The organism is Aeoliella sp. (assembly GCF_965227375.1).
Classification (GTDB): domain Bacteria; phylum Planctomycetota; class Planctomycetia; order Pirellulales; family Lacipirellulaceae; genus Aeoliella.
On the sequence record NZ_CBDDFX010000002.1, the window covers coordinates 3,715,842 to 3,727,188 of the forward strand.

Annotated in this window: 7 protein-coding genes; 4 read left to right on the forward strand and 3 right to left on the reverse strand. The window is 57.1% G+C overall.

Going from position 1 to position 11,347, the window contains the following annotated elements:
• The first annotated feature begins 4 nt into the window (after nucleotides 1-4).
• From ACQK2L_RS27645 to ACQK2L_RS27655, 3 genes are all read left to right on the forward strand, one after another.
• Nucleotides 5-2,455: a hypothetical protein gene (locus ACQK2L_RS27645; RefSeq protein WP_425400282.1), complete on the forward strand. Its 2,451-nt coding sequence runs from the start codon at nucleotides 5-7 to the stop codon at nucleotides 2,453-2,455.
• 47 nt (nucleotides 2,456-2,502) lie between these two features.
• Nucleotides 2,503-3,855: a hypothetical protein gene (locus ACQK2L_RS27650; protein WP_425400283.1), complete on the forward strand. Its 1,353-nt coding sequence runs from the start codon at nucleotides 2,503-2,505 to the stop codon at nucleotides 3,853-3,855.
• A 119-nt stretch (nucleotides 3,856-3,974) separates the two neighbouring features.
• Nucleotides 3,975-5,567: a hypothetical protein gene (locus ACQK2L_RS27655; protein WP_425400284.1), complete on the forward strand. Its 1,593-nt coding sequence runs from the start codon at nucleotides 3,975-3,977 to the stop codon at nucleotides 5,565-5,567.
• A gap of 382 nt (nucleotides 5,568-5,949) precedes the next feature.
• Here the strand turns inward: ACQK2L_RS27655 and ACQK2L_RS27660 are convergent, their stop codons facing one another.
• From ACQK2L_RS27660 to ACQK2L_RS27670, 3 genes are read right to left on the reverse strand one after another with little or no spacing between them, the layout of a single operon-like run.
• On the reverse strand, nucleotides 5,950-7,473 hold the full coding sequence (locus ACQK2L_RS27660; RefSeq protein ID WP_425400285.1) for a glycoside hydrolase family 71/99-like protein: 1,524 nt from the start codon (nucleotides 7,471-7,473) through the stop codon (nucleotides 5,950-5,952).
• Entirely contained in the window at nucleotides 7,436-9,019 is a 1,584-nt protein-coding gene (locus ACQK2L_RS27665) for a hypothetical protein (protein ID WP_425400286.1), read from the reverse strand. The genes ACQK2L_RS27660 and ACQK2L_RS27665 overlap by 38 nt, the downstream gene beginning before the upstream one ends.
• 59 nt (nucleotides 9,020-9,078) lie before the next feature.
• Nucleotides 9,079-9,612, reverse strand: coding sequence for a sigma-70 family RNA polymerase sigma factor (locus tag ACQK2L_RS27670; protein WP_425400287.1), 534 nt, complete (start codon nucleotides 9,610-9,612; stop codon nucleotides 9,079-9,081).
• 398 nt (nucleotides 9,613-10,010) lie between these two features.
• On the opposite strand from ACQK2L_RS27670, the gene ACQK2L_RS27675 reads away from it, so the two are divergent.
• Nucleotides 10,011-11,336 (forward strand): Gfo/Idh/MocA family protein, encoded by a 1,326-nt coding sequence (locus ACQK2L_RS27675; RefSeq protein ID WP_425400288.1) that lies wholly within the window; start codon nucleotides 10,011-10,013, stop codon nucleotides 11,334-11,336.
• The last annotated feature ends 11 nt before the right edge of the window (nucleotides 11,337-11,347 follow it).

Here is an 11,347-nt window from a genome sequence, read left to right on the forward strand (position 1 = left end):
AAGAATGCAGCGAGCATGGAACCTAACCGCTTCCTTCATCCTCTGCCTTTGTATGGGGGTTGGTGTTTTTGCGGACGAGACGGTAGTTCTGCCGGCCCTCGAAGATCAGTTCGATTCACCAAAGTCCGAACTCTGGCAGGAGCCCAACACGGCGCATGGCTGGGCGGTGGAGGACGGGGTGTTGCGAAACACGGGCTCTGCCGACTCCATGTATCGCACACGCCAGGCGTTTCCCGCGGACGTATCGATCGACACTCGCGTGCGGTTGATCGGCGGTAACCGCCAGACCTTTGGCATCGGTCTGCGAATGGAAGACAACACATACCTGATCGTTCGATACTACGACTCGGCAGGAGGAATGCAACTGCTTTCGTATCACGGGGGCTCATACACTCCATTTCGCGAGACATCCGACCCGATTGCTGTTGAGCAAGGGAAGTGGTACCGCATGAAGGTGGTGGGTGTCGCCGATCAAGTTCACGCCAAGCTGTGGCCCGAGGACGAAGACGAGCCCGACTGGCAATTTCAAATTGAGGTTCCCAATTCGCTAGACGGCCAGTTCGCCCTGGTGGCCCATGACGATACGCAACTCGAGTTCGACTGGGTCCGAGCCAACGCGGACGCGGAGATCGTCGCCAAGCTGAAAGAGCAGGCGGAGCAGCGCGAACAACTACGGGTGCAATCGCTACGCAAGAACCTACGCCTGGCTGTATCCGTCAGCACCAGTCCGGGAGGATCGGGCTTTCGCGTGCACGTGGTTCCGTTCGTTGAGAACGATCGCTTGCCGGTCTCGGGCACGGTGACTTTATCGTGGAACGATCACAAGGAGAAGCGAACGGTTACTGTCGACGACTACCAGCAGAACGGCCTGGCATTTGACCTTCCCGCCCAGGCAAGTGGAGCGGAGGTGAGTGTCCGCTTCGAAACCGATTTCGGTAAGACACTCGAGTCCACGACCAAGATTCGAGACCTCAAGTCGCTGTCGTACCGCGACTATGTTCAAGAATGCCTCGACACACTGATCGAGCATGGACGAGACGACTACGGACCTAACAAGACTCCGCTGTTTATGGCGGTTCTCGACGCAGATACGCTCCGGTCGCCGCAGGATCCCCTGCTGCTGGACTCGTTGGTGAGGCTGGAAGACCGAATCCATCGCCGCGGCGAGCGTGGTACGAATCTGTGGTACGACCAAGGCTTGTTGCAATGCTTGTATCGCATGTCGGAACTGACAAACGACGAGCGATATAAGAATGCCGCCGACGACTACGTCAGCCACTTCTTCAAGCACTGCTACAAATACAACGACCCCGCGCATGTGTACCTCAACGGCATGCCGGCCTGGGGGACGCACGTCTACTGGGACTGCTACGAAGAGAAGCCTGCCGGGGACGGCGAGGGCAATGGGCCCCATGAGATCCTAGTCTATCGAGCCGACTGGGAGTCGATGTATCGCCAAGACTCTGCCGCGGTCGAACGACTTATCGAAGGGATTTGGAGGTACCACATCGTCGACAAGTACGCTGGCCTGCACAACCGGCACGACGATAGTCGTCAGGGGTGCGACTTCTCCTTCTCGGGAAGTTCCTTCGCCCAAGCCATGGCCTTCATGTACAAGAAGACGGGCGAGCAGCGCTATCTCGACCGAGCCAAGATCATCGTCGACTGGCATTGGAACAACCGCAACGTCGAAACCAATCTAACGGCCGATTCCCCGGGACTAACTGGTCGGTACGATGGCCACCACTGCTTCACCACGGTGGTGGGACCTCATGCTTTGGGCTTGCTTCGCTGCTATCAGCTCACTGGCGATCCCCACTTTTGGGATCTCGCGCGATCGTACATCGAAGCCTACGATCGCTACGGATGGAACGAACAGGAGCAAACCTATTGGGCTATGATCAAACTCGACGGAACCCCCGTGCCCGCGCAACCCAAAGGCAGCGGCTATGACGCCTACGCTCCGTATGGCCTGGTGGATGTGTGGCGCGGGACGATCTACTCTTACGAATTCACGTTGGCTGCGGCGCAGGCCGCGATGGCGGCCTACGAAGTGTCGGTCGAAAAGGGTGAACCCGACAACAATCTGCTTAAGATCGCCCGGCGATGGGGGGGCGTCGTCGAGCGTTCCTTGCCGGCGAACACCGGCCGGCGCTGGAATGCCGACTTGCTCTCCGCCATGCCGGCAGCCGCTGAGCAACAGGGAGCCTACGCGGAAGACTACGGTCGCGCAATCAGCCTGTTCGTCCATCTGCATCGCGCAACCGGCGAACAGTCGTACCTCGACCTCGCCGAATCGCTGGCCGATGAAGCCACCTCGAAGCTCTTTCGCAATGGCGTGTTTGTCGGTCACCCTGCGAAACCCTACTACGAGGTCGCCAACGGCGTCGGTCTGCTGATGGTGTCGTTGCTCGAACTCGATGGCATGGAAGGCAATACGGGGGGAGCATGGTGACGAATCGCTCCCGTCGATGGCGATCATGCGTGGCGGCGGGCGTCCTGATGTCACTTGCAACGCCAGTCTGGGCCGACGACCTCCCCGCTGCCCTGCCCGAGAGTACACAGGTGCAACCCATCGACTGGCAACGCTTTCGTGGGCCAGTCACTACCGACGCTCGCTACGAAGCGTGTGTCCAGTTGGTTCGCAACAGTTCGAAGTACAACGTCGCCTGGATCTCCGGTACTTTCGAACTCAATAGCGAAAGTGACGCTTATCTGCTGACCGGCAACAGTGAACACCACGTCCGCCCGGCTTGTAGCGTGATCTATGGAATGGCCACGCTACTGAAGACTGGACTCTACGATGCGGAACTTACGGGAGTCGATGCGAACGCCGCCAAACAAGAGACCATCCGTCTCTTGCGAGGCGTAGTGCGTGCGCATTGCGCCAACAGCGATGATGATTCCGCCTGGGGAGTTCGCTATCCAGCGCCCGAGCCCGCCACTTACTGGCAGTCGGGGTTGTGGGCAGCATTGAGCGGCATGGGCGGTTGGATGTTGTGGGAAGACTTGGATTCCGATACGCAGGTCCAGCTAATGGCGATGTTGGACGCCGAAGCCAAGCGGTTCCTCGCCGACGACTATCATGTGCCTTACTGGAACGGCCAGGGAGGCGATACCAAGGCGGAGGAAAACTCGTGGAACTCGATGCTCCTTACGCTGCTTGTCGCCATGCGTCCGGAGCACCCGGATACACCGCGATTGAAACAGCGTTGCACCGAGTTGATGGTCTCGTCCTATTCGACCGAGCGGGATTGGAAGGGCAACTCGAATGTTGTCGACGGCCGCAAGGTATCGGAGTGGCTCAATGGCTACAACGCACTGGCGGGTGGGGTGGTTATCAACCACGACTTCATTCATCCCGACTACATGGTCGCCGTTTCGATGAACTTCTGGGGGCTGACGACTCAGTCGCTGGCCGATGCGCCCGTCACCGAGGCTTGGGACTTCAACGCTCCGTTGGTCTACAACACCTGTGTCGAAAAACAGTGGCGTTCCCCGCCCTACGACAAGCCGGGCGGGACGATCTACTTGGCCGGCCGCCCGGACGTTTACTATCCGCAGGGTACCGACTGGAGCCGGCAGGACTACACGCTGTTCTACTTGATGGACGTGTACGCGGGGCTGTACTCCTGGAACGACCAGGCGCCCACGTGGTGCGACGTCCGCGCCGACGCAATGCTGGCCATGCAACAGCGCCACGCAGATCGACGCATGTTCGCCGACGGCGAATACGACACCTACCCCGGTCGCGAACAGTGGGCCTTCTGGTGTTTGACCGACGCCCTCCTGCCACAGTGGCTTGAGAAGCATCAGGCGCTTGGCAAGAAACAAGACTGGCTGACCTCACCGTAGTACCGCATAGGCTTTTATTTGCAATCTCACTCCACCGAGTCATCTTGATGAGTAGGCCTATCTTTCGGCGTCTGAAGGCTATCTGCATTGTTGTTGTGGCGGCAACGGCAACTACCGCGATGGCTGACGAACAGCTGGACGCAGGGAACGACACGCGGAAGTGGACACCGTACGTCACGCAGTGCCTCACCACGCTGGCAGAACGAGGGACCGACCACTACGGTCCACAGAAGACGCCATTGCTGATGGCCGTGCTCGACGTCAGCACACTAACCTCTCCGCAGTACCCGGCAGTAGCCGGCAGCTTGGTGCGACTGGAAGGCCGAATCCACCGCCGCGGCGAGCGCGGCTCTAACTTGTGGTACGACCAACCGCTGCTGTCGGCCATGTACGAACACGATCGTCGCACCGGCCAGCAGCATTTCACCAAAGTGGCCGACGACTACATGGCCTACTACTTGGAGCACTGCCGCAAGCCCAATGGCATGCTCGCCTGGGGTTCGCACATTCACTGGGACTGCTATCGCGATCGTATTGGTGGCGATCGCGACGGCGCCGGGCCGCACGAGATCCTGGTTCACCACGCGCTGTGGGAGCGGATGTACGCGCTCAACGCCTATCAAGTGCAACGTGAGATCGACCTGATCTGGCAGAACCACATTCACAACAAGCAAACCGGACGACACAACCGCCACGACGATGGCCAGCCCGGCGCGGACTTCCCGTTCTCTGCGGGGTCATTCATCGAGGCCTTCGCGTTCATGCACAGCGTCTCCAAGAGCGACACCGAGTACCTACGTCGCGCCAAGCTGGTTACCGATTGGCACTGGCATCAGCGCAACCGCAAAACCAACCTGGTTGCGTTCGAGCCGGGGAACCTGCTGCACAATTTTGAGCCCTATCGTTTCTATGGCACCACTTTCGCCTCGGCGGTAACCGGTCCCCACGCGGCGCGACTGCTGGGAAGCTATGAACTTACCGGCGATGAACACTTTCGCCACGTGGCGACAAGCTACTTGCTGGCCTACGACAAGTACGGCTGGCGGGAGGACCAGCAGACGTTCGTCGGTATGCTCAATCTCGATGGTACGGTCACCGAACTGGACGACGTGCACCCCGAGTACCTCTCGCAACTGCCCGACCGCGACGAGGAACCGAATCCCGAGTACTCGGTTCCGCCGATTGGCCCCGTCGATGTCTGGCAAACGACCATCTTCCCGCTCGACTTCCCGCTGGTTACCGCCCAATCGTCCCTGTATGCCTACGAGTTGACTCCCGCGGAGCAACACGAAACTCGCGAGGCGCTACTCACGATGGCCCGTCACTGGGCGGTGGTAATCGAGCGGGAGTTGCCCGCTCACACCGGACGCACGCTGCGAGAAACCCTTACCGCTGCCCTGCCCGACTTGGAACAGACCGGCGGAACTTACGCAGGCAACTACGGCAGTGCGATCTCGTTCTTCGTTCACTTGTACCGGGCGACCGACGATCCACACTACCTCGAAGTAGCGCGTTCGATCGCCGCTGACGCGGTCGACAAACTCTACGTCACCACCACGCTTGCCAACGACACGGGCGAACATCGGGAGTACTGCATCTTCCGCGGCCACCCAGCCAAACCGTACTACGAAACAGTCGATGGCGTCGGCCTGCTGCTGTATGCCTTGCTGGAACTCGATGCCCCCAAAGGTGATACTCCCGGGGCATTCTAGCGGCGATTCGATTTCCTACATCGTAAAAAAGCGGCCGGGGAGGGATTCGAACCCCCGGTACTCTTTCGAGCACGCCGGTTTTCAAGACCGCTACTTGCGTGTGGCAGATGTGTGTCATTTGGTGGACAGCTAGGTAGAACGTCCTTCAAAACTAGACATTACCACAAAACCTGCATGGCAGCTGGGTGGCACTTAAGTTGTCTTTGCGTGTCCTCGGCTGTGTCAAAAATGTGTCAGACTCACCTTGCTTGGAACAGTTTCTTTAGTTGCTCGAAGGCCGCGAATGGCTATTGGCAGGAAGCAATCATCGATGACCGACGAGGTTCCACAAGCCTGAGTGAAGCTAGCTCCTCAGGCATGTCGCCTTCTTTGCCACTGGACATCAATCGATGCACGTTTCACTGGACAATTCACGGACTGGAAAGCCCCTCTGTGGTGGCAACTCGCCGCGTAGCAAACTACGACCTTTTCCGACTAGCCATAAGTAGTGGTCTGTGGGTAATCCTTCGTAGTCGAGAAAACGAGATTCGCCGACTGGTGGGTTGTTCGTACACTTGAAGATTGCCGTGGCTTCGTCGACTTCATCAAACATGGCAACGTAGGCTGTCTCTACACCTGTATCCTTGAGCTCTTCGAATTGTTTCCATAGAAAACGTCCCTTACGCCGAGGAATCTGGTTGAGCGGGAAATCTGGGTTAAGGTTGTGCCAGCTGAATCCTGGGAACACCACCGGCAAGTACGTGACATTGTTTTTTTTGCACCACGCCAGATCGGGCCTCCATACTTCCTGTGCGTATCGCTGCACCTCTTCGTCGTCGCCAAATCGGCCTACGGCCCAGGGGCTTACGACTTCCACTTGTTTTATCAATTCATGAAGTGCCGGATCATCGATGCAGTCGGTTCGCAGCTCTCGCCAGTACGATGGCACCCCCACCATCACGGAAAACCCTCCATACTTCGGATCGTTCTGCAGGAAATCGATAAGCTCCGCACATTCTTCGATGGTGTAGCGACGACCATCATTGAATCCGATGCCCCAGAGGGCGACCAGCGGTTTCTTGCCGTGATGCAGGTAAGCTTGGTCGGCAGGATCACGCCCCACATTCATCCGGTATCGTAAGGCCTTCCAGTCTTCGATGACCGAGCGGGTCCCTCCCTTCTCCAGCCCCGACAAATCGTACATGACTGCCCAGGCACGGCCATGTCGATTTGCGCCGGCGCGACAGTTATCGAGCACAACATTGAAATGATGCAAACCCTTCTCCCCACGCACTTCTCCCGCAAACCGCTGGACGAAAACACCATCGATCTGGTGTTCTTGCATCCACAGGAAGTGTCGATCAACCGTCTCGGGCGTTAACGCGCTGTAAACTTCTGCGGGTTGACCATTTTCGAGTTGAAAGGCTGTTTGATACCGTTCGTCAGGGTGCAACTCGCTAACGTCGGGCCACAGATCGATCGTGCAGGAACCGGGCTCAAAGCGGCGTCCCTTCTGCCAGTGGTACCAGCCGCGACCTGCCCCATCTCCTGGGCAGGAAAACCATCCCTGATACCCACACATCACGCTTCCAACGAGTTGAGGCTTCTCCCCCTCATGAACAGATCGACCACCGTAAGGCTCGAGGGTGGCGTCGAGTATCTGCTCGCGAGAAACCCCATCGCGCATTTGGAACGGTTTGTCGTCCTGAGCTTTGGCCACAGAAGGAAGGAGAAATAGCGATGCCAGTACAAGGGCTGACTGAAAACGGGCGCGAGACATGCTGAACCATCCTCTACTACGGTGTTGAACGCTGGATTCGATGCTGCATACGGTAAGGCGAACCAGCCATGGCAGTCCCCTATGAGCCGGCGGATCAGCATGATGCTGATCACTGAGAAAACCAGCGAGCATGAACACTGATGCCATTGTAGTCTGGTCCGGTTGGAGCTTCTGGCGGGTCGCGGAACCCAATCGTCTCCGTATTCAGTTCCTCCGCAAGCAACTCCGCCGGCCACTCAGTCCACCTGACCTCCGCTTCTGCTCCCTCGGCGCCACTTGGTGCATCGGCGTAGCAGTAGCTAAAGGAGTATTGCCTGGTTGCTTTGGTTGAATTGCGGATAACGTAGACCTCATGAACGGTTTCGATCAGATTAGGCCGAGATCGGCATGGCTCTCGTACGTCTAGCCAGATTACCTCGTTCTTCTCATTGCTTTTAATCTGAAGCTCTGATCGACGTTCGGTCGCGCGCGTAACTACTATTACGAGAATCTCTTCGGGCGGAACATCGAACACTGTTCCTGCGCCATGGTTTCCTGAAGGAGCAGCGTCGGTCGTTGGTGCTGGCGAGTACGGCACCGTGTTGGCACTCCGACTATCTGGCGAACTCAGGTGGACAATCGCGCGCAGGTCATTGTAGTCGCCATCGCGGATGTACTCGTTGGTTGTCGGTTGCCGGACAACGTAACGACTGTAATCCCATCCCAAGACGAGAATATCGGCTGCCTCGAAGATCACTTCGTAGTCACTTTGAAACCACTGCTCCGTGGTAGACACCTTGTCGTCGAAGTGAGACCCGGTGAGCAGGTAGTACAGCGTACGCTGACTGTCGTTGAAATCAGAGTAATTCCCGAGTGATCCATTGCCCTGATTGGTGCTGCGAACATACCCTTCAATGATGTTATCAAACGTGAGTGCCCCCGTTTTCGGCGCCCCTTCAACTTGACTGGTTATCGATTCGTCCATTTTGATGACGCTCAACAGATTCCGGCCAGCGGCATTTGCGTCGACAAACAGTTCAATCCTCGCGTGTGATGGCACTTCTAACATGAATCCGCGTTCTCTTCTGCCATCGCTTCTCTCCATCCAGGCCGTTCCTCGGCACAGTGCAATCTCATCCGGGTTGTTATGTTCTCTCGCTGGCAATTCGAGTCGCGATAGGTTGGTAGTGCGAGTCAACTGGCTAATCAATCGCAGCGCCTTGTCGTTCTTCACTAGCAGGGTTTTATTACACTGGCCGAGTGTCTGGCCACCAGCGGTAGGCTGCGTGCCTGAGAATGCACCCACTCCGAGTTTGCCTCGCATCGTCAGAATGCCGACGGCACAACAGATCGCCACCGCTGCCGCCAGAGTGTAAAGCACTCGTGGGCGAAGCGTGTTCCACCGCCTCCTGGTGTTGCCTGCCTTTGAACCAGCCGACCCTTCCGTCGCCCCAGAGGTTGGTTGCATGCCAAGCGACGGCGTTACTAACATGGGCCGTGTCGCGGGTAGGGACAGTTCCCACTCGTACTTGAGAAGGACGTGGAACCGCATAACCTCGGCGAAATACTCTTGCACCTCTGGACGACCTCGTATCAACTCCTCCAGTCGTCGGGTCCGCTCCGAGCTTGGTCCCAGATCTGCGTTGTCTGAAATGATCCGCTCGATCTCCGCCTTCTCGCCATCAGTTAAATCTTGCTTTCGTGATGCAGACATGTATCAGTATCAACCGCACAACGTGAATGTAAGTGCCTGTTAGAAGACCGTTCGCTGGCCTACTTCTGTGTCGCCAGCCGTGTTTGAATGCAGCGGAACAGGTTTCGCCGAAGTCGCCACAATTCCTTGCGTGTCGCCGAATACGACTTGCCCAGCCACTGCGATAACTCGGTAACGGACAAGTTTTCTTCATACCGGCGACGCAACAAATCGCGCGCGTGTGAATCGAGCCCTTTCAAACAGTGTCGCAGGGCGATCCTGGCTTCCACGTCATCCTGTTCTCGTACTTCCGTACTGGCTAGTTGTTCTATCACTTCTTCGCAGAACACATGGCGATCTCGCTGCCGGTCGCGCACGAACGCGAGTACCTGCCAGTAAGCGATCTTATGAGCCCAGGCTGAGAAGTTGGTGCCAGGTTCATAGTCTTTCGACTTCCGGCACATCACCATGTTTGTCTCCTGCAGGACATTGTGTGCTTCTTCCGAATCTCCCAGCAATACTGCAATATAGCGCAGTAGCTTAAGCTGCTCTGAACTCAGAAGCTGCACAAATGCCGCATCGTAACTTACCTGTGAGTCCGGTTTTTCTGACAAGAGTCTGTCTCCCAAACCTGAAGCGCGGGCTGCTCCAAGAATGCCACCTATGCACATACGGGGTTGCGCAGACGCTCTGTCGACAAACCGCCCACTTTAGAATACCGGTGCTCTCTTCGATGTTCCCAGAATTTTGAAGTAATTCGGGAATCAGGGGAAGTGTTCCAGGCGATGTACGATCTCGTGATAGAAATCGCAAGTAAGTGGAACACTCTTCTTGGAAGCGGTATTAGTTACTGGTGAGCGGTTGCCAGCGAGCGCAACCCGCATTCCGTAGATGGGCTCAGCCGGATTCCAACCACCTCTTGTGAGTTGGTCGGCATCTCGCAGAACCCCCTTTTTGAAGTCCATTTCATACGACAGCCACATCCGAAGCAATAACCAAGGGACCTTTGACAATGAATAAATCCAGACGCCGTTTCCTGCAGCAGTCGACTGCTCTGGCAGCCGCCAGTTTTTCGGGCATCTCCGCAGCCACGAAGTCCTTCGCCAACGCATCGGCTAACGACCGACCTCGCTTGGGTTGCATCGGCACCGGAGATCGAGGGATGTGGGATTCGCGCGAGCACGCCCGGTTTGCAGATGTGGTTGCCGTGAGCGATGTCGATTCATCGCATGCTGAACGCGCCAGAATCGATGAGAACATCGGGCGCGGCAAAGCCAAGGCCTACTCCGACTACCGCAAAGTGCTGGACGACCCAAACATCGACGTGGTGAGTATCGTAACGCCTGACCACTGGCATTCTAAAATCGCCATCGAAGCGCTCCAGGCGGGGAAACACGTCTACTGCCAGAAACCTCTGACATTGACACTCGAAGAGAACCAGCTTATTCGCCGGGCGGCAAAGCGCTACTCGGACTCGATTTTCTTTGTTGGAACTCAACAGCGGAGTGATCCGCGAACATTCCTGCGTGCGGTGAATATGGTGCGCCAGGGGCTCTTGGGTGAGATTCGGAAAGTGACCATTGGAATAGATGGGGCGCCAACCGGTGGACCGTTCCCAGTAAAGGATCCGCCAAAGGAATTGGACTGGGAGAGATGGTTGGGGCAGGCTCCGCTGGTCGACTATCGCGCAAAACGGTGCCATTATGACTTTCGATGGTGGTATGAGTATTCTGGCGGCAAGTTCACCGATTGGGGAGCGCATCACGTCGACATTGCCACTTGGGCCGTCGGCATGGATGGGGAGAACCAAGGCCCTATCGAAGTGGACGGTAGCGACGCGCATCACCCTGTTGAGCTGGTGGATGGGTCGCCTACCGCCCACGACTCTTACAACACTTCCCATGACTTCCTGGTGAAGTGCCACTTTGATACCGGCTTGGAGTTCGAAGTTACCAGTCGGGCTCGAAATGGAATTCTATTCGAAGGTAGTCGCGGAAGATTGTTCGTCAATCGAGAGAAGATCACCGGAGTTCCTGTGGAGGAGGACTGGGACGCTGGAAAGTACGGCAGCGAGGAACTTCGCACACTTTACAAGGGAAAGCCGCACGAGGGGCACATGGAGAACTTCTACCGCACTCTGCGTGAGGGCGGGCAGCCGGTGTCGGACGTGTTTAGTCATCTTCAAATGATGAATACGTGCCATTTGTGCGCGATTGCGGCCCGTGTCGGGCGGAGTATCACTTGGGATCCTCGGGAGGAGCGAATAACCGGCGACGACATTGCAGCTGGGTTGGCGGCTCGACAGCCACGAAAGGGATACGAGATTCCCCAAGTTTAGCGTCAGTCCCG